General features: G+C 61.2%; 20 protein-coding genes. 11 read left to right on the top strand and 9 right to left on the bottom strand.

Annotated features, from left to right (window positions below):
- Positions 1–3 precede the first annotated feature (3 nt).
- The 3 genes from J3B00_RS02535 to J3B00_RS02545 are packed head-to-tail and all read right to left on the bottom strand — an operon-like array spanning position 4 to position 1,781.
- Complete coding sequence (locus tag J3B00_RS02535) at positions 4–678, bottom strand: GNAT family protein (RefSeq protein ID WP_209863210.1); 675 nt, start codon at positions 676–678, stop codon at positions 4–6.
- Between the two features lie 14 nt (positions 679–692).
- Positions 693–1,139, bottom strand: coding sequence for a GNAT family N-acetyltransferase (locus J3B00_RS02540; protein ID WP_209863220.1), 447 nt, complete (start codon positions 1,137–1,139; stop codon positions 693–695).
- Between the two features lie 12 nt (positions 1,140–1,151).
- Positions 1,152–1,781: an FMN-binding negative transcriptional regulator gene (locus J3B00_RS02545; protein ID WP_209863224.1), complete on the bottom strand. Its 630-nt coding sequence runs from the start codon at positions 1,779–1,781 to the stop codon at positions 1,152–1,154.
- An 89-nt stretch (positions 1,782–1,870) separates the two neighbouring features.
- On the opposite strand from J3B00_RS02545, the gene J3B00_RS02550 reads away from it, so the two are divergent.
- Complete coding sequence (locus J3B00_RS02550; RefSeq protein WP_209863228.1) at positions 1,871–3,397, top strand: PLP-dependent aminotransferase family protein; 1,527 nt, start codon at positions 1,871–1,873, stop codon at positions 3,395–3,397.
- A 31-nt stretch (positions 3,398–3,428) separates the two neighbouring features.
- Here J3B00_RS02550 and J3B00_RS02555 read toward each other — a convergent pair whose 3' ends face one another.
- The 4 genes from J3B00_RS02555 to aspA form a co-directional block, all read right to left on the bottom strand.
- A complete protein-coding gene (locus J3B00_RS02555) occupies positions 3,429–4,532 on the bottom strand; it encodes a polyamine ABC transporter substrate-binding protein (protein ID WP_209863231.1) in 1,104 nt (367 codons plus the stop codon).
- Complete coding sequence (locus tag J3B00_RS02560; protein ID WP_209863234.1) at positions 4,529–5,575, bottom strand: histone deacetylase family protein; 1,047 nt, start codon at positions 5,573–5,575, stop codon at positions 4,529–4,531. The genes J3B00_RS02555 and J3B00_RS02560 overlap by 4 nt, the downstream gene beginning before the upstream one ends.
- Positions 5,576–5,780: 205 nt before the next feature.
- A complete protein-coding gene (locus tag J3B00_RS02565; protein ID WP_209863238.1) occupies positions 5,781–6,773 on the bottom strand; it encodes an AraC family transcriptional regulator in 993 nt (330 codons plus the stop codon).
- A gap of 166 nt (positions 6,774–6,939) precedes the next feature.
- Complete coding sequence (aspA, locus tag J3B00_RS02570) at positions 6,940–8,364, bottom strand: aspartate ammonia-lyase (RefSeq protein WP_119137127.1); 1,425 nt, start codon at positions 8,362–8,364, stop codon at positions 6,940–6,942.
- Between the two features lie 180 nt (positions 8,365–8,544).
- Here aspA and J3B00_RS02575 point away from each other — a divergent pair, with 180 nt between their 5' ends.
- From J3B00_RS02575 to J3B00_RS02595, 5 genes are all read left to right on the top strand, one after another.
- The gene (locus J3B00_RS02575) at positions 8,545–9,474 is read left to right on the top strand and encodes a LysR substrate-binding domain-containing protein (protein WP_209863241.1); all 930 of its coding nucleotides are present in this window, start codon (positions 8,545–8,547) and stop codon (positions 9,472–9,474) included.
- 172 nt (positions 9,475–9,646) lie between these two features.
- Entirely contained in the window at positions 9,647–10,138 is a 492-nt protein-coding gene (gene purE / locus J3B00_RS02580; RefSeq protein ID WP_119137129.1) for a 5-(carboxyamino)imidazole ribonucleotide mutase, read from the top strand.
- 10 nt (positions 10,139–10,148) lie between these two features.
- On the top strand, positions 10,149–11,231 hold the full coding sequence (locus tag J3B00_RS02585; RefSeq protein WP_209863244.1) for a 5-(carboxyamino)imidazole ribonucleotide synthase: 1,083 nt from the start codon (positions 10,149–10,151) through the stop codon (positions 11,229–11,231).
- A 96-nt stretch (positions 11,232–11,327) separates the two neighbouring features.
- Positions 11,328–11,573 carry a GlsB/YeaQ/YmgE family stress response membrane protein gene (locus tag J3B00_RS02590; RefSeq protein ID WP_119137131.1) on the top strand — a complete coding sequence of 82 codons (246 nt, stop codon included), beginning with the start codon at positions 11,328–11,330 and terminating at the stop codon, positions 11,571–11,573.
- Positions 11,574–11,621: 48 nt separating this feature from the next.
- Positions 11,622–12,155 (top strand): DUF3299 domain-containing protein, encoded by a 534-nt coding sequence (locus J3B00_RS02595; protein ID WP_209863248.1) that lies wholly within the window; start codon positions 11,622–11,624, stop codon positions 12,153–12,155.
- Between the two features lie 117 nt (positions 12,156–12,272).
- Here the strand turns inward: J3B00_RS02595 and J3B00_RS02600 are convergent, their stop codons facing one another.
- Together J3B00_RS02600 and J3B00_RS02605 are read right to left on the bottom strand one after the other, a co-directional pair.
- Positions 12,273–13,169: a D-hexose-6-phosphate mutarotase gene (locus J3B00_RS02600; protein WP_209863253.1), complete on the bottom strand. Its 897-nt coding sequence runs from the start codon at positions 13,167–13,169 to the stop codon at positions 12,273–12,275.
- Positions 13,170–13,240: 71 nt separating this feature from the next.
- Entirely contained in the window at positions 13,241–13,639 is a 399-nt protein-coding gene (locus J3B00_RS02605; RefSeq protein WP_209863260.1) for an acyl-CoA thioesterase, read from the bottom strand.
- 359 nt (positions 13,640–13,998) lie between these two features.
- Between J3B00_RS02605 and J3B00_RS02610 the strand changes: the two genes are divergently transcribed.
- From J3B00_RS02610 to J3B00_RS02630, 5 genes are all read left to right on the top strand, one after another.
- Positions 13,999–15,288 (top strand): MFS transporter, encoded by a 1,290-nt coding sequence (locus tag J3B00_RS02610; protein ID WP_209863263.1) that lies wholly within the window; start codon positions 13,999–14,001, stop codon positions 15,286–15,288.
- A gap of 237 nt (positions 15,289–15,525) precedes the next feature.
- Positions 15,526–16,269, top strand: coding sequence for a hypothetical protein (locus J3B00_RS02615; protein ID WP_209863266.1), 744 nt, complete (start codon positions 15,526–15,528; stop codon positions 16,267–16,269).
- A 33-nt stretch (positions 16,270–16,302) separates the two neighbouring features.
- Positions 16,303–16,770 (top strand): hypothetical protein, encoded by a 468-nt coding sequence (locus J3B00_RS02620; RefSeq protein ID WP_209863269.1) that lies wholly within the window; start codon positions 16,303–16,305, stop codon positions 16,768–16,770.
- A 290-nt stretch (positions 16,771–17,060) separates the two neighbouring features.
- Positions 17,061–17,729, top strand: coding sequence for a bacteriocin immunity protein (locus tag J3B00_RS02625; protein WP_209863273.1), 669 nt, complete (start codon positions 17,061–17,063; stop codon positions 17,727–17,729).
- Positions 17,730–17,872: 143 nt separating this feature from the next.
- Entirely contained in the window at positions 17,873–18,871 is a 999-nt protein-coding gene (locus J3B00_RS02630; RefSeq protein ID WP_209863277.1) for a phosphate ABC transporter substrate-binding protein PstS, read from the top strand.
- Positions 18,872–18,951 lie beyond the last annotated feature (80 nt).

The following is an 18,951-nucleotide window of genomic DNA, read 5'->3' on the forward strand; positions in this document are numbered from 1 at the left end:
TACTCAGCCCTGCTCGCGGCAAGCTTCCAGCGTCTTCGACTGACCCTCGGGGCGCTGGTTGTCGGCACTCAGCCAGCGTTCGAAACCCGCCGCCACTGCTGGCCACTCCTCATCGGTAATCGCGTACCACGCCGTGTCGCGGTTCTGGCCCTTGATCACCATGTGATTGCGGAACACCCCCTCGTAGATGAAGCCGAAGCGCTCCGCTGCACGCTTGGAGCGGGCATTGGCGTTGTTGCACTTCCATTCCAGGCGGCGATTGCCCAGTTCGAAAGCCAACTTGCCCAGCAGATAGACCGCCTCGCTGCCCTTGGGGGTGCGCTGCATCGCTGCGCCAAAGGCTATGTGGCCGATTTCGATGCGGCCGTGGGCTGGCACGATCGACATCAGGCTGAGGATCCCTTGGACCTGGCCGCTGGTACGGTCGATGACGCTGTAAAACAGCGGATCTACGCTGGCAGCATTGCCTGCAAGCCATTGGTCGAAGGGCGCGCGCTCGGCAAACGGACCATAGGGCAGGTAGTCCCACAGGGCCGGATCGGATTGCGGGCCCTGCAATACCTCCCAGAGATCGTCTGCATGACGGACCGGGTCGAGCTTCTCCAGGCGAATGAAACGCCCTTCAAGGGGCTCGGCTTGAGGCAAAGTCGCCGGCTGCCAGTTACTAAGCTGACTCATGGGTGGCTCCTGTCTTACAGCGTTTGGCGAAATTGGATGAAGCCCGCACGCTCGGCGACCTGCTCGTAGAGGCCGATGGCGGGGGTGTTGGTTTCGTGGGTCAGCCAGTACACCCTGCAGCAGCCGGCCGCTTTGGCGGTAGCGTTGACCTGTTCGATCAGTTGCCGGCCGACGCCCAGGCCACGCTGATCGCCGTCAACGTAGAGGTCTTGCAGGTAGCACGTGTTGGCGATGCTCCAGTTGGTTCGATGATAGATCCAGTTGACCATCCCCACCGCCTTGCCATCGACCCAGGCCAGTGCCGAGTGGGTCGGTTCTTGCGGATCGAGGATGCGCTGCCAGGTCACGGCGCTGACGTCATCGGCCAGCTCGGTTTGATAAAAGCGAAGATAGGCCTGCCACAGGGGCAGCCAGGCGGCGTGATCGTCGGCGCTGACCGGGCGGATAGTGACGCTGGACATTGGGCTATTCCTTCACAGTGGGCGCATCTGCGCCGCAAGTTGGTTGTTTTGTGGGTCGGTGCTGCTGGCAAGGCCCTGGCGCACGCCTTCGACGTCTTGCGCCGAGCGGTTCTGGCTGAGTTTGCGCGCACCTTGTAGGCGGGCGATGGGCAGACGGAAGCCGACGATGGCGCGCAGCATGCCTTCGATGTAGTCGCTGGGCGCATCGGCGACTTTCCAGGGCACGCTACGACCTTGCTCGTGCAGGTCGGTCAGGCGGCTGACGATGTCCAGCAGGCACGGGCCGTCCTGCACCACTTCCGCGGCGCCGTAGGCATGCACCGCCAGGTAGTTCCAGGTGGGCACCACCTTGGGATTGTCGAGCTTGCTTGGGTAGTAGCCAGGGCTGACATAAGCGTCGGCGCCGGCGAACACCAGCAACGCTTCAGCACCTTGCTCGAGAACTTGCCACTGGCGGTTGGCGCGGGCCAGGTGGCCGTAAACGGTGCCGAACTGACCTTCGCCGGTGTCGATCAACACCGGTATATGGCTGGCCAGAAGGCCTTGCTCGTCGTGGGTCACCAGCACGGCCAGGCGGGTCTGCTGCATCTGCTGGTGCAGGCGCTCAAGGTCGTGCTCCTGATGCGGTTTGCTGTTGTACATGGTGAGTTCCTTGTCGAATGGCTCCATCCTAGGCAGGCTATTGGTCTAGGTTAAGAGCCATTGACGGTAGATTTGATAGGTCCAATGCAATGAGCGAGCGTCCCTTGGTATTGCCATTCGATCCTGCCGGGATCGTTCTCGACCAGCATCGAGGGCTCAGTCAGCAGCTCTATCAGGCGTTACGCGCGCGCGTGCTCGATGGGCGTTTGAGCAGCGGCACGCGCCTGCCCGCTACTCGCGATCTGGCAGGGATGCTCTCGCTCTCGCGCAACAGTGTGGTGCGCGCCTATGACCAGTTGTATGCCGAAGGCTATATCGAAAGCCGGGTCGGGGATGGCACCTACGTCACCCAGCTGCCAAAACTATCCACACAACTGTCCACAGGGTTATCCCATGGGTTATCAACAGACTTATCCACATTTTTAGATAAAAGCACTGAGGATTTATCCAGTTTTGGCCGCTCCAGTGAGCCCTTGGAGCGTCTGAAAAATAACTACCTGCCGTCGCCAAAAGTCGGCCCGCCACGGGCATTCCGGGTGGGAGTTCCAGCTTTCGATCTGTTCCCGTTTGAGGTCTGGGCCAAGCTGCAAGCGGGCTTCTGGCGCAATCCCGATCCAGCTCAACTTGGCTATGGCGACCCTGCGGGTGAGCCGCTGCTGCGTGAATTGATCGCCGCCTACCTGCGCCGCTCGCGGGGCATGTCGTGCACGGCTGGACAAATAGTGATCACCAGTGGTGCGCAGGAGGCAATCAGCCTTTGTGCACAGTTGCTGATGCAGCCTGGCGACGAGGTAGCTGTGGAAAACCCTGGCTATCGCGCAGCAGGGCAGGCCTTCGCCGTTGCGGGTGGGCGGGTGCGGGGAGTGCCAGTAGACGATGAGGGGCTCGATTGCACCCGGCTCGCGGACTTGACCGACTGCCGACTGGCCTATGTCACCCCGGCGCACCAGTATCCCACCGGGGTCACCATGAGCCTGGCCCGGCGCTTGGCATTGCTGGCGTGGGCCGAGCGCCAGGATGGCTGGATCATCGAGGATGACTACGATGGCGAGTACCGTTACAGCGGTGCACCGCTGGCGCCCTTGGCGGCCCTGGACCGGCACGGGCGGGTGTTGTACGTCGGTACCTTCGGCAAGATTGCCTTTCCCGCGTTGCGCATGGGCTACCTGGTGTTGCCGCAGCGTCTGGTCGAGGCGTTCAGCCAGGGCCGCGCGCTGGCGGTGCGGCACTCGGAAGTGGGCACGCAGTGCGTGATGGCGCAGTTCATCGCCCAGGGGCATTTTCAGCGGCATATTCGCCGTATGCGGCGGGCAGCGTTGAGCCGGCGCAATGTGCTCAAGGCGGGCTGGCCACAGGGCGTGGCGGGGTTGGGCGCGATGCCGCAGGTGTCGGCAGGGCTGCATGTGAAGGTGGCTGTGGATAACTTGGCGCGGGAAAGTGAGTTGGTAGCCAGCGCCGAGGCGGTCGGCGTCGAGGTGAATCCGCTGAGCCGTTACTGGCTGGAGGACAGTGACGTGCCTATGGATAACCGCGCGGGGCTGGTGCTGGGGTTTGCCGCGGTACCGGAGGCGCAGATTGCTGATGCCTTGATGCGCTTGCGCAGGGCCTGGAGATAGCCGGGGCTGCAAAGCAGCCCCCGGACTCAAATCAGGTCCCGGACTTGATCCGCGTCCAGGCTCGGGTCCGCGCCCGCTCCGCATCCCGCGGCAACGGCTTGAGCGTATACAGCGTGCTCATCGCCTCGGCCGTCGGATACAGATTGGGGTTATTACGAATCGCCGGGCTGACGTTCTCGGTCGCGTCCTTGTTCGGGTTCGGATAGCCGACAAAATCACTGATCGGCGCAATCACCTCAGGCCGCAGCAGGTAATTGATGAACACATGCGCATCGTCAGCGTTGGCCGCATTCTTCGGTATGGCCAGCATGTCGAACCAGATCGGCGCGCCCTCTTTAGGCAGGCGCATGTCCACCACCACACCGTTGTTCGCCTCGCGCGCACGGTTGGCCGCCTGCGAGAAGCTGCCGGAATAGCCCACCGCCACGCAGATGTCGCCATTGGCGATGTCGGCCATGTACTTGGAGGAGTGGAAGTAGGTGACGTGTGGACGAATCTTCAGCAGCAGCGCTTCGGCTTTCTTGTAGTCCTCGGGCTTGTTGCTGTTGGGGTCAAGGCCCAGGTACTTGAGGGCCAGTGGCAGAATTTCCGACGGCGAATCGAGCAGGGCGACGCCGCACTGCTTGAGCTTGGCGAGGTTCTCTTCCTTGAAGATCAGATCCCAGCTGTCGACCGGCGCCGTGTCGCCGAGCGCGGCCTTGACCTTGGCCGGGTTGAAGCCGATCAGCACCGTGCCGTACATGTAGGGCACGGCAAACTTGTTGCCCGGGTCGTTGGCTTCGATGAGTTTCATCAGCGCCGGGTCCAGATGCTGCCAATTGGGCAACTTGCTGCGATCCAGCGGCTGGAACACGCCGGCCTCGATCTGCTTGGCAAGAAACACGTTGGACGGCACCACCACGTCATACCCGGAGTTGCCGGTGAGCAGCTTGGCTTCCAGTGCCTCGTTGGTGTCGAAGATGTCGTAGATCAACTTGAGCTGGCTGTCTTTCTGGAAGTCGGTCAGGGTCTGTGGGGTGATGTAGTCGAACCAGTTGTACACGCGCAAGGTGCGCTGCTCGGCCTGCGCCTGAACCACCCCAGCAGCCAGGCTTACCGCGAGCAGAGGGGCGAGCAGGCGCGTGAGTCGGTTCATGGCTTGGCTCCTGGCTGAGCGCGCTGGAAGCCTTCCAGCACATTGACCGCGTTGATGCCGATTTCCTCTACAGCGTAGCCGCCTTCCATGACGAACAGGGTCGGTTTGCCGAGGCGGCCAATGCGCTCGCCCATCTTCAGGTAATCCGGGCTGTCGAGCTTGAACTGCGAGATCGGATCGTCCTTGAAGGTGTCGACGCCAAGGGAGATCACCAGTACATCTGGCGCATAGCTTTCGATGCGCTGGCAGGCGTCTTCCAGGGCGTGGTTCCAGGCGTCCCAATCGCTGCCGGCGGGCAATGGATAGTTGATGTTGAAACCTTCTCCGGCGCCTTCGCCGGTCTCGTCGGCATAACCGAGGAAGAACGGGAATTCGTCTTGTGGATCGCCATGGATCGAGGCGAAGAACACTTCATTGCGCTGGTAGAAGATGTCTTGGGTGCCATTGCCGTGATGGTAGTCGACGTCAAAGATCGCCACTTTGCCCTGCCCCTGGTCGAGGAAGGCTTGGGCGGCGATGGCAGCGTTGTTCAGGTAGCAATAGCCGCCCATGACTTCGGCAGCGGCATGGTGGCCTGGTGGTCGGCACAGGGCGAAGGCCGCATGCGCGCCTTGCTGGATGGCCGCCTGGGCGGTGAGGGCGACCTGCGCGGCGCTGTAGGCGGCCTGCCAGGTGCCAGCAGTGATGGGGGCGCCCGCATCGAAGCTGTAGTAGCCCAGTTCGCCATGCAGGCCGCTGGGTTTGACCTGGCGCAGGGTCCGCGCTGGCCAAGTGAAAGGCAGCAGGTCGCCGTCGTGGCCCAGTGCTGCCCAGCGGGCCCAGGCGCCTTCGAAGAAGTTCAGGTAGTCGGCGCTGTGGATGCGTTGCAGCGGTGCGCGGCCAAAATCGGTCGGGCCCTGCACCGGGCCGAGGTTGCGTTTGTTGACCTGGTCGAGGACGTGGTCAGCGCGCGAAGGCATCTCGAAGCACGGCATCAGTTTGCCGTCGATCAGCTCGCAGCGGCCGTGGTGCAGGCGGTGATCATCGGAATAGATCGTCAGCATTTGTTGTTCTCCGGGGTAACTGGCGTGGGTCCATTGTCGCGGCCTGCCAGTGGCTGGAGAACGTCGGGGATGGCCAAAAGGGGATCGATGTGGCCATTGGGCTGGCCAGTCACGGCCTCTTCGCGGGGCAAGCCCGCCTACAGGGGAACGCGGCGCACACAGAACCTGTAGGAGCGGGCTTGCCCCGCGAATAGGCCCTTACTGACTAACCGCGAAAATGACTGGGCGCCACCCCGCTCCAACGCTGGAAGGCATGCCGAAAACTCGCGGTCTCACTAAAACCCAAGGTCTCGGCAATCCGATAAATCGGCATCTGGTCCTCGGCCAGCAACTGCTTGGCCCGCTCAAACCGTAGCTCGTCGAGCAATTGCTGATAACTGCTGCCCAGCGCCTGCAAGTGCCGGCGCAACGTGCGCGACGAGCAATTCATCTGCCGCGCCAGCCCTTCCAGCCCAGGCGCCGCATCCAGCTGCTGCAGCAGCAACTGGCGAATCCGCCCCAGCCAGGCCTGGCGCCCGGTGAACTCCAGGTTCAGCTGCCGGCAGCGCTCGCTCATGGCCTTGTGGGTGACTGGGTCGGCCAACGGCAACGGCATGTCCAGCCAGTGCCGTTCGAAGGCGAACCCATTTTCACCCGCGGCGAAGCCCAGCGGGCAGGGGAATGCACCCTGATACCGCGCGTGATAGCTGGGTCGGCCGTGTTCGAAGCGCGCGGCCAACAGCGGCAGCGTCTGCCCCAGCAGGTCGTCGCAGATGGTTTTCAGCGAAACCAGGCAGAATTCGGCATTGAAGGTGGCCAGCGCCGGGCTGTCGCGGTAATCGCTTGCGCTGAACCAGACGCGCTGCCCATCGTCGAGCAAACGCAGCTGGAAGACTGTTCCCAGCAGTGCCGGATAGCGCAGTGCCAGGCGCAGGGCGTCACCCAAAGTGGCACTGGAGAGCAAGGCGTAACCGAGCATGCCGTAGCACGACACATGCATGCGCCGGCCCAGCTCGAGGCCGATCTCCGCACGTCGGCTGACGGCGTTGGCGCATACCTGCAGCTCTTGTTGAGTGGTGATGCGTGCATCCGCATGGCCCAGGTCGGCTGGGCCAATGCCGCTGCCGGCCAGCAACGCCGAGGCATCGCAGCCTTCCTCCTGGAAAACCGTGAGGATCAGCGAAACGGCGTTGAGGGTAGTCAGGTGGCTGTGCAGCATGCTCGGCAATCCCGTGGCTTGGGAGGCATTATGGAGCAAATTGTGTGCCGGGCAGCGTCCCGCAGAGTCTGCACATAAAAAAAGGGCCCGAAGCGTGCGCTCGGGCCCTTGAAAGGTCGAGAGGTGTCTAGTCCCTCAAACCTGGTGAGTCAGTTACAGCCGTCGGTTACGCTTTCAGCGGTACCAGACGTGGAGCGATCATGTTTTCCGGACGCAGGATGTCGTTGAGCATCTCTTCGTCCAGCAGCTGCTCTTCGCGCACCAGTTCCAGTACGCCGCGGCCGGTTTCCAGGGCAACGCGGGCGATACGGGTGGCGTTTTCGTAGCCGATGTACGGGTTCAGGGCGGTGACCAGGCCGATCGAGTGCTCGACCAGTTCACGGCAGCGCTGTTCGTTGGCGGTGATGCCGACGATGCAGTGCTCGCGCAGCATGTCCATGGCGCGCTGGAGCAGGCGGATCGAGTCGAAGATCTTGTAGGCGATCAGCGGCTCCATCACGTTCAGCTGCAGCTGGCCACCTTCGGCAGCGATGGTCAGGGCCAGGTCGTTGCCCATGATGGCGAAGGCCACTTGGTTGACGGCCTCCGGGATCACCGGGTTGACCTTGCCTGGCATGATCGAGCTGCCTGGCTGGCGTGCTGGCAGGTTGATCTCGTTGATGCCGGTACGTGGGCCGCTGGACAGCAGGCGCAGGTCGTTGCAGATCTTCGACAGCTTGACCGCGGTACGCTTGAGCATGCCCGAGAACAGGACGAAGGCGCCCATGTCGGAAGTTGCTTCGATCAGGTCGGCAGCCGGTACCAGCGGCTGGCCGCTGATGGTTGCCAGGCGCTGTACGGCGAGCATCTGGTAGCCCGGGTCGGCGTTGATGCCGGTACCGATTGCAGTACCGCCCAGGTTGATTTCGGTCAGCAGCTCTGGCGCCAGCGAACGCAGACGGTTGAGGTCTTCGGTCATGGTGGTGGCAAAGGCGCGGAATTCCTGGCCGAGGGTCATCGGCACGGCGTCTTGCAACTGGGTACGGCCCATTTTCAGGACGTGGCTGAACTCTTCACCCTTGGCAGCGAACGCCTGGATCAGGCTGTCGAGGCTGGCCAGCAGGGCGTCGTGACCGAGCAGCAGACCCAGGCGGATCGCGGTCGGGTAGGCGTCGTTGGTCGACTGCGCCATGTTCACGTCGTTGTTCGGGTGCAGGTACTGGTACTCGCCCTTCTGGTGGCCCATGGCCTCCAGCGCGATGTTGGCGATGACTTCGTTGGCGTTCATGTTGGTAGAAGTACCAGCACCGCCCTGGATCATGTCGACCACGAACTGCTCGTGGTAGTCGCCGCGGATCAGACGGGCGCAAGCCTCGGTGATCGCCGCGTGTTTGGCATCGCTCAGGTGCCCCAGCTCACGGTTGGCGTCAGCAGCTGCCTGCTTGACCATCGCCAGGCCGACTACCAGTTTCGGGTAGTGCGACAGCGGAACGCCGGAGAGGTGGAAGTTGTTGGCAGCGCGCAGAGTCTGGATGCCGTAGTAGGCATCGGCAGGGACTTCAAGGGTACCAAGCAGATCTTTTTCGACGCGGAACGATGCAGCGGAGGACATGATGGATATCATCTCGAGTTTGACCCGGCACCTGCCGGAATGCCGCCAATCCTAGGCCTGCGAGGATTTGTCGGCCAATGCTGTTAGGCGCTAACCTATGCGCAAACGGCATAATGATTAATGTGACGTCAATTGATATTCGAGCGTGTTCCATTTTGGTGCACGGTGGGAGATGGCTTGATGAACCTTGAAAGCAAATGGCTGGAAGATTTCAGTGCGCTGGCCTCGACGCGTAGTTTTTCCCAGGCGGCGGAGCGCCGGTTCGTCACCCAGCCGGCCTTCAGCCGGCGCATTCGCAGCCTCGAGGCCGCCTTGGGGCTGACCCTGGTGAACCGCTCACGCACGCCGATCGAGCTGACCGAGGCTGGCCAGCTGTTTCTCGTCACCGCGCGTACGGTTGTCGACCAGTTGAGCGAGGTTCTTCGCCATTTGCATCATATTGAAGGTGGCCAGGGGGAGGTTATCCAGGTTGCCGCAGCGCACTCGCTGGCCTCGGGGTTCTTCCCGCGCTGGGTAGCGGGGTTGCGTAACGACGGCCTGAACATCGCCACCCGCCTGGTCGCGACCAACGTCGGTGACGCGGTGCACGCCCTGCGTGAAGGTGGCTGCGACCTGATGTTGGCGTTCTATGACCCGGACGCTGCGCTGCAGATGGATGCCGAGATATTCCCCTCCCTGCATATGGGCACCACCGAGATGCTGCCGGTCTGCGCCGTCGGCCCCGATGGCAACCCCCTGTTCGATCTGGAAGGCGACGCCAGCGTGCCGCTGCTGGCCTACAGCGCCGGGGCCTTTCTCGGCCGTTCGGTGAGCCTGCTGCTGCGCCAGCGCAACTTGCGCTACACCACGGTTTACGAGACAGCGATGGCCGACAGCCTGAAGAGCATGGCGCTTGAAGGCATGGGCGTTGCCTGGGTGCCGCGCCTGTCGATGCAAGGCGAGCTGGCGCGCGGTGAATTGGCGGTGTGTGGCACCAGCGCCTGGCACGTGCCGCTGGAGATTCGCCTGTACCGCTGCGCCCTGGTGCGCAAGGCCAACGTCAGGCTGCTGTGGCGCAAGCTGGAAGGCGGCACAGTTGACCCGAAAGTCAGCCAAACCCCCGAAAAATAGGCCCGACAGTTGGTCGCCAGGGGTGCCGGGATGCTATCGCGTTACGTTATACTGCGCGGCCCCTCGACCGGATAGATTCCGGTCATGATCAGCAAACAAGCCACGCCGGTCGTCCCGCGTGGCTTGTTGTTTTTTGACGCGCCAGATGGCGCACAAGCGAAGAGGCTCGACGATGAGTGCACTGGTTGGCGTGATCATGGGCTCCAAGTCCGATTGGTCCACCCTTAGCCACACCGCCGATATGCTGGAAAAACTCGGCATTCCCTACGAGGTGAAGGTGGTTTCCGCCCACCGTACCCCGGATCTGCTGTTCCAGTATGCCGATGAGGCTGAAGGCCGCGGCATCGAGGTGATCATCGCCGGTGCCGGTGGCGCTGCCCACCTGCCAGGCATGTGCGCCGCCAAGACTCACCTGCCGGTGCTCGGCGTACCGGTGCAGTCGTCGATGCTGTCGGGCGTCGACTCGCTGCTGTCGATCGTGCAGATGCCAGCTGGCGTGCCGGTTGCGACCCTGGCCATCGGCAAGGCTGGCGCGATCAACGCCGCATTGCTGTCGGCGAGCATTCTCGGTGCCAAGCACCCGCAGTTCCACGCGGCGCTCAAGCAGTTCCGCACGGAACAGACCGAAACCGTCCTGGACAATCCAGACCCGCGTCAGGTTTGAGGCTTACCACATGAAGATCGGTGTAATCGGTGGCGGCCAGTTGGGCCGCATGCTGGCCTTGGCGGGCACCCCGCTGGGCATGAACTTCGCCTTCCTCGACCCCGCGCCGGACGCTTGCGCCGCGCCGCTGGGCGAGCACCTGCGTGCCGACTACGGCGACCAGGAGCACCTGCGCCAGTTGGCCGACGAAGTCGACCTGGTGACCTTCGAGTTCGAAAGCGTCCCGGCCGAGACCGTCGCCTTCCTCTCGCAGTTCGTCCCGGTCTACCCGAGCGCCGAAGCGCTGCGCATCGCCCGTGACCGCCTGTTCGAGAAGAGCATGTTCCGCGACCTGGGCATCCCCACCCCGGCTTTCGCCGACATCCTGTCGCAGGCCGACCTCGACGCTGCGGTTGCCAGCATCGGCCTGCCGGCCGTGCTCAAGACGCGCACCCTGGGCTACGACGGCAAGGGCCAGAAAGTCCTGCGCACGCCTGAAGACGTGCTCGATACGTTCGCCGAACTGGGCAGCGTGCCGTGCCTGCTGGAAGGTTTTGTACCGTTCACCGGTGAAGTCTCGCTGGTCGCCGTGCGTGGCCGCGATGGCGAAACGCGCTTCTACCCGCTGGTGCACAACACCCACGAGAGCGGCATCCTGCGCCTGTCGGTCGCCAGTGAAGACCACCCGCTGCAGTCGCTGGCCGAAGACTACGTTGGCCGCGTGCTGGAGAAGCTCGACTATGTGGGCGTGATGGCCTTCGAGTTCTTCGAAGTCGACGGTGGCCTCAAGGCCAACGAGATTGCCCCACGGGTGCACAACTCCGGCCACTGGACCATCGAAGGCGCCGAGTGCAGCCAGTTCCAGAACCACCTGCGCGCCGTTGCCGGCCTGCCGCTGGGTTCGACCGCCAAGGTCGGCGAAAGCGCCATGCTCAACTTCATCGGTGAAGTGCCGGCGGTGGACAAGATCGTCGCCATCGACGATTGCCACCTGCATCACTATGGCAAGGCCTTCAAGGTCGGCCGCAAGGTTGGCCACGCCACCCTGCGTTGCTCCGACATGCTCACCCTGCAGGGCAAGATCGCCGAAGTAGAGGCGTTGATCGCCGGCTGATTGAACCTCTGCGGTTGGTAAACCCTCTGAGATGGCAACACGCCAAAGCGCTGTCTAGGCTTTGGCTGTTTTCTTCTTCATTGCAGAGGGATTGCCATGGGCATCATTGGAACCATTTTCATCGGCCTGATCGTCGGCCTGCTGGCGCGCTTCCTGAAACCAGGAGACGACAGCATGGGCTGGATCATGACCATCCTCCTCGGTATTGCCGGCTCGCTGCTGGCGACCTACGGCGGCCAGGCGTTGGGCATCTACCAGGCTGGCCAGGCCGCGGGCTTCTTCGGCGCGCTGGTCGGCGCCGTCGTCCTGCTGGTGATCTACGGACTGATCAAGAAACGCTGATTGCACGTTAGAATGCCCGGCAATTCTATCGAGTTGCCGAGCGTTCTCATGCGTGCGTTGTTTCTCCTTCCCCTGCTGCTGGCCAGTACCCTGGCCCATGCCGAGTTGCCCGAAACCGACTGGCTCGAGTTGATGCCCACGTCGGACCAGAAGGCGCTGGAGCAGATGCCTGAAATCGACCACGACTCGCCTGAAGCCATGGGTACCTTTACCGACAAGGGCGGCCTCAAGCAGAGCAAGGGCTTGCCGGCGGTGATGTACTCGACCAAGACCGTGGCAGCGATGAATGGCAAACAGATCCGCCTTGGCGGCTACCCGGTGCCGCTGGAGAGCGACGCCAAGGGCAACAGTACGCTGTTCTTCCTGGTGCCGTATCCAGGCGCCTGTATCCACGTGCCGCCGCCGCCACCGAACCAGCTGGTGTTAGTGCGTTATCCGAAAGGATTGAAGATCGACGACATCTACACGCCGCTGTGGGTCAGCGGCACGTTGAAGCTGGAGAAGGTCAGCAATGATTTGGCTGATGCGGCCTATGCGCTGGATGCTGGGCAGGTGAGGGTTGTGGAGGACGCTGACCTCTGAGGTTGTTGGTGCTGGCCTCTTCGCGGGGCAAGCCCGCTCCTACAGGGGGTTGCAGTGATCCTGTAGGAGCGGGCTTGCCCCGCGAAGAGGCCGGTACGGGCCGCCACCTATTTCGGACTAGAGCGCCTCGCTGCCAATCACCACACTCAGCGCCTGGCTTGCCCCCGGCTTGAGCAGCACCACGTCATCCCACACATTGGCGGTTTCGATGCACAGCATCCGCTGCCAGCCATCATCGGCCATGTCTGCCAATTCCTTGGCCCGCTCGGTCCACGGGTTCCAGATCACCGCCGAACGCGAGCCACTGCTGCTCAGGGTAATCCGTCGCTGCCAATGCGGATCGACAATGCTCAGCTGCTGCGGCGTGTGCAGGTAGATCCGATCAGTCTCGCCGGCAAACCCAAGCGGACCCGCCTGCTGGCGTTGCTGCCAATCAGCCAGGGTCTCGATGTAATCCAGCCCCTCGACGCCTTCGACCCGCGCCTGGCGCACGTCGCTGACCGCAAAGTAACTATGCAACGCCTGGCTGATAGTCACGCTGTCGTTGCCCAGATTGCGGCTGGTCAGGGTCACCTTGAGCTGCTCGCCCAGTTCGATCAGCAGCTTCAACTCGACCGCGTGCGGCCAGCCAGGCAGATCGCCCTGGGCCTCGGGCAGTTCGAATTCGATATGCAGGCTGCCAGCAACTTCCTCGACCCCGCGCAGCTGCCAGTCGCGAGCACGCACCAGGCCATGCGCCGGTGCCTGCTCAGCGTTGTACATTTTTTGAACAGATTCGGGGTTGCGCTGCAAATTGCCAAACCAGGGCCAGCACACCGGCACCCCGGCACGCACGGATTTGCCCTGGCGGAAGATCGCCTGGTCGCTCAGCCACAACAGCGGCGGCTCGCCGATCCGCTGGTAACTGAGGATCTGCGCACCCTGCTGGGCGATCAGTAGTTCGGCGTGGGCGCTGCTGATGCGCCAGCAGTTGAGCTCACCGTGGAGTTCGGTGTCGACCTTGAAGTTAGCCATACGCTTGTCTCGTTGATTGCACGTCAGGCCTTCGACCTTGTGCCTTGCAACGAGTTTACCGCCAGCGTGCCTCAGCGACGAGGCACGGAACGGGTGCGACCACTGCCATCGATGGCGACGAAGACAAACGCCGCTTCAGTGACCTTGCGCCATTCGCTGGACAACGGGTCGTCGCTCCACACCTCGACCAGCATCTGGATCGAGCTGCGGCCGATTTCTACGGTCTGGGTATAGAACGACAGCTGTGCGCCCACCGCCACCGGCACCAGGAAGGCCATGCGGTCGATGGACACGGTAGCTACGCGACCGCCCGCGACGCGGCTGGCCATGGCGGTACCCGCCAGGTCCATCTGGGCGACCAGCCAGCCGCCAAAGATGTCACCAAAACCGTTGGTTTCGCGGGGTAACGCAGTGATCTGCAGGGCCAGGTCGCCCTGCGGGATAGGATCTTCTTGTTCGAGCTCAATCATGCCGTGGGGCCTCTGACCCGTGACGCTTCGTTGGTGGGCGCAATCAAGGACGCCGTGAAAACGATTCAGCCAAAAACATACTACGCTGATTTCGCTCTGGAGGGCGGCCAAAGGGAAACTCTGCGAAACCGCCCGAGCATAGTGACCGGCGTTTTCGCACAACATCCCATTAGGGAAGCAACCTTTTCCTACGAAGGGGCAGTATATAGACCCTGACCGCCAGCGACGACCGTACATTCATGAATATCTGTAGGGTTTTCGTATTGCTATGAGCACGGCGTGGCAATTTGTTATCTTCGCTGTTTCCCAATCCAGAAGCCGCGCCGCAAGCGGCCTGCACGCCCTACAAGAGATAATCGATGACCTCCGTGCCGAGCAGTATCGAGCAGCCCTCGCGGCCGCTGACCCGCAAAGACTACAAGACCTTGTCATTGTCCGCCCTTGGCGGTGCTCTGGAGTTTTACGACTTCATCATATTCGTGTTCTTCGCCAAGGTTATTGGTGAGCTGTTCTTCCCGCCGGATATGCCCGAATGGCTGCGCATGATGCAGACCTTCGGCCTTTTCGCCGCCGGCTACCTGGCGCGGCCGCTGGGCGGCATCATCATGGCGCACTTCGGCGACCTGCTCGGGCGCAAGAAGATGTTTACCCTGAGCATCTTCATGATGGCGATGCCGACACTGATCATGGGCCTGCTGCCCACCTACGCGCAGATCGGCCTGTGGGCGCCGATTCTGCTGCTGCTGATGCGCGTCATCCAGGGTGCGGCGATCGGCGGCGAAGTACCGGGTGCCTGGGTATTTGTCTCCGAGCACGTGCCGGCGCGCAACACCGGTTACGCTTGTGGCACCCTGACGGCGGGGCTGACCGCCGGCATTCTGCTGGGCTCGCTGGTGGCGATGCTGATCAACTCCCTGTACATGCCGGAAGAAGTGGCCGATTTCGCCTGGCGTATCCCGTTTCTGCTCGGCGGTGTGTTCGGACTGTTCTCGGTCTACCTGCGCCGCTGGCTGCATGAGACCCCGGTGTTCGCCGAGATGCAGCAACGCAAGGCCCTGGCTGCAGAGCTGCCGCTGGCAGCGGTACTGCGTGATCACCGTAGCGCAATCGTCCTGTCGATGTTGCTGACCTGGTTGCTGTCGGCCGGTATCGTCGTGGTCATCCTGATGACCCCGACATTGCTGCAGAGCCTTTACCACATCAGCCCGATCGACTCGCTCAAGGCCAACAGCCTGGCGATCGTCCTGCTCAGCCTCGGCTGTATCGGCTCAGGCAGCCTGGCCGACCGCTTCGGTGCCGGCCGTGTGCTGGTGATCGGCAGCCTGGCGCTGCTGGCCAGCTCGTGGACCTTCTACCACAGCCTGCCGACCCGGCCAGACCTGCTACTCCCGCTGTACGCCATCACCGGCCTGTGCGTCGGGGTGATTGGCGCCGTACCGTATGTGATGGTCAAGGCGTTTCCGGCGCCGGTGCGCTTCAGCGGCCTGTCGTTCTCCTACAACGTGGCCTACGCCATCTTTGGCGGGCTGACGCCGATGGCGGTGACCGCGCTGCTGAAGTTCAGCCCAATGGCGCCTGCCTACTATGTGGCGGTGCTGTGCGCCGTTGGTCTGCTGGTGGGGCTCTACCTGCTGGCGAAAAAGCGTTGATTGCTCTAGTTGCTGTGGGACATCGCCTTTAATAAGGCAGTGTCCTACAGGTTTTCCAGATCGATAAACGCCTGGATTGAATTCATTGAAATGAACTGAAATGAGTGTTTTGACGTAGCGCTATAGGGGCACGCGAGGAGCGCCGTGCGCAGCTTGGCGCTCATTTCACTGGCCAGATGCAAGGTCTGGCAGTGCTGGCGTTAGTGCCTGAAGCGGCTGAGGTAAATGCAGGCGTCGATGTTCGCTTTGATGACCGTGTTTGAGCTGAACCAGCGGCGCATCCTTCGCGGTTTCTCTCCCGTTGCTCCCAAAGAAAGCTGGGTCGGCAACAGGCACGCGTTTGAACTGCATCATCTCGTTGCAGGCAGTGTCGAATTTGGGCTTTACGACCTTGATCAGCTCCGCATTCCCACGCCTGGGAGCACTCAGGGCAGCCTGACGGTCGTTCAGCCGTTCGAGCCCTGGTTCGCCAGCAGTGTGGCCTTCGGATTTGACGCGACAATTGTACACGGCCAGCCCCCGCGTATCTGGACACCACTGGTGGCGCCTGGGGCAGAGTTGCTGGAGTCGACGCTTCTGCCTGTGGCCCCAGCCCTGCCGGGCACCTTGCCTGGCCCACCGCCTGATCCGGTCGGGCCAAGGGTTGAAATACTTCCTGGCGCGAATCCAGGCGAAACTGGGGCCATAATTCCGGGGTTCGGTGGTGGGGGAGATCTACCTGAGCCGGGTCTGGTTAATAATGAACCGGCAGAAAATACAGAAACGGGTACCTATGCGGATTTGGAACGTAGAAGTATCAGAGATGATATGGATGTGGATCATATACCAGCCCAAGGCGCGATAAAGCTCTGGATAAATAACATTTTACCTGATTTATCACCTTACCAGCTCAGAGCGTTACTCAGGCAGGCTCCCGCTGTCGTGATACCTACGGAGGTGCACAGAAAGCATAGTGAAACATGTCAAGTCGGAGCTTGTTAGTTTGCTTGAAAATTTCATTGAAGTGGTGAAGCCATGAAAAAAATTGTAAACGTCGAGCACTGGTTGAGATTTTTGGGTAAGACGCATGCCGCGTTGCTCGATCTGGGACTCGACCCGAGGTTGCCATTCATAACGGTCTATCCAGGAGATACAGAATTTTACCTTGAGCCAGAGCCTGGCGTTAGTTACAAATTTGATACAGAAACCGCGGTTATGAAGGCTGTTATTATAACGTTCATTAGGCGGGTGGAGCTTGAACCAGAGTTTAACGATATTTTGTCTCCACCTTATGCTTGTACGAGTAAGCATTTTGTTCGAGAAGTATGGGGGGACCCTGTAAATTTCAGAGCCCCGGTGGCTTTACCACAACCCATAGGGAAGACGGGTGGGTGGGATGCGTACGAGCTATCTGGAAAGGGCTTCGCGGGAGTGGAATTAATGTATCAATACACATCTGATTTCGAAACTTCCGCCGTTATCTTTAGAGCTAAGGAAAAATGAGTTTTCAATATTTATTGCCTAAGCTTCACTTAGATGACGGGCTATGTTAATGAACTCTCAAGGCTCGATTGTTATTTGATTTTTTAGGGTGTCTACACAGTGAGCTGGTATTGGCGGAGCTTGTGCCCCCTGGAAAATTGATGGAGATTTACTCCGGTTCATTGACGCAGCATTATGAGCTGGCGCCTGGGTTGGATCGTGATTTTTAGTCGGATAACCAAGCATTTGACATCCTGATGTCTACGTAGGGCCACGAACGTTAACTGTAAGGGAATGCGCTGGCTGCCTACGTGCAGCTAACTCATGGCGCGAGGGATAATATATCCAGTCTGGATCAGTACGATGAGCATTCTTTTCGTAGACTGGTCGAAGATAGATGGCATGTGGAGACCGACGAAATCTCACATGGTGTATTGATAACGCACTTCAACCGTATAGTCGGTCATCCCGCCGGCAGCGATCTACTGTTCTACTCAGAGACCGATGACACGGCCAGCATCATCGATCCTCATCAAATCGTTGCCACGATAAAAAGGTGGCATCAGCACAACGGCCGGGCTGCCTTCAAAGACCAGATCTTGCAACCATCACCGGTTCATCAGACTTTTACGCGCGAACAGCGGGCCAGCCATTCCTCAACCCGGACGCTGGAGAACGTCCGAAAACTGGTAGGTGACATTCATTTGTCCGAACGGGAGGCAGAGCAGAAGTTAGCCATACTCGAGCACCAGATAACCCTGTCCGGCGAAGCGCCTCAGAAGCCGCTTGCCGTCAGCCTGGACGCGCTACGGGCTCTCGAACGGGCTCATCATCAGGCCAAGCGGGCTGTTAGCCAGCTTCAACGTTTGCAGGTCTCGGTAAAGGTCGCGCTGGATAGAGCCCGCCGAGATGCCGCCAGTCCGTTTCTAGCCTCATGTTCAGGGATCGCCGTGAACTTTAGTGTCATAGCGCGCCCCTGAAACATCCTGAAAAGGCCATCCCGTGCAAGCGGTGATGGCCTTTCATCCAATTGTCACATTGAGGTCATATCGTGTTCATGCGGCCTGCAGATACTTGGGCCCGATCCATCCAACACCCCCAATATTCCTGCTAGGAGCAAGGCATGAAACTGAAGCGTTTGATGGCGGCCCTTACCTTTGCCGCCGCTGGCGTTGCAACCGCCAATGCGGTAGCCGCTGTCGACCCAGCAATCCCGACCTACACCAAGACCACCGGTGTTTCGGGCAACCTCTCCAGCGTCGGTTCCGATACCCTCGCGAACCTGATGACCCTGTGGGCCGAGGCCTACAAGAAGGAATATCCGAACGTAAACATCCAGATCCAGGCTGCCGGCTCCTCCACCGCGCCACCCGCGCTGACCGAAGGCACCGCCAACCTCGGCCCGATGAGCCGCAAGATGAAAGACGTCGAGCTGCAGGCCTTCGAGCAGAAGTATGGCTACAAGCCAACCGCGATTCCGGTTGCTGTCGACGCCCTGGCCGTGTTCGTGCACAAGGACAACCCGATCAAGGGCCTGACCATGGCTCAAGTCGATGCCGTGTTCTCTTCGACCCGCCTGTGCGGCGCCAAGGCCGACGTGAAAACCTGGGGCGACCTGGGCGTGACCGGCGACCTGGCCAATAAGCCAGTGCAGCTGTTCGGTCGCAACTCGGTATCCGGTACCTACGGCTACTTCAAGGAAGAAGCCCTGTGCAAAGGCGACTTCAAGCCTAACGTCAACGAGCAGCCTGGCTCGGCCTCGGTCGTGCAGTCGATCAGCAGCTCGCTGAACGGCATCGGCTACTCGGGCATCGGCTACAAGACTGCCAGCGTCAAGACTGTGCCTCTGGCCAAGAAAGACGGCGGCGAGTTCATCGAAGACAACGAAGAAAACGCCCTGAACGGCAAGTACCCGCTGTCGCGCTTCCTCTACGTCTACGTCAACAAGGCGCCGAACAAGCCGCTGGCACCGCTGGACGCCGAGTTCATCAAGCTGGTCCTGTCGCAAGCTGGCCAGCAGGTCGTGGTGAAGGATGGTTACATCCCGCTGCCGGCCAAAGTGGTCGACAAGACCCTGGCTGACCTGGGCCTGTCGCACAACGCGAATGTCGCCAAGAAGTAAGTAATACCCCGGCGAGGGCTGGCTGCAAGGCCGGTCCTCCCACACATTCTCAGTCCGAAGCCAGATCTCCTGAGCGGCGG

The organism is Pseudomonas sp. BP8, from assembly GCF_017875955.1.
Lineage (GTDB): Bacteria > Pseudomonadota > Gammaproteobacteria > Pseudomonadales > Pseudomonadaceae > Aquipseudomonas.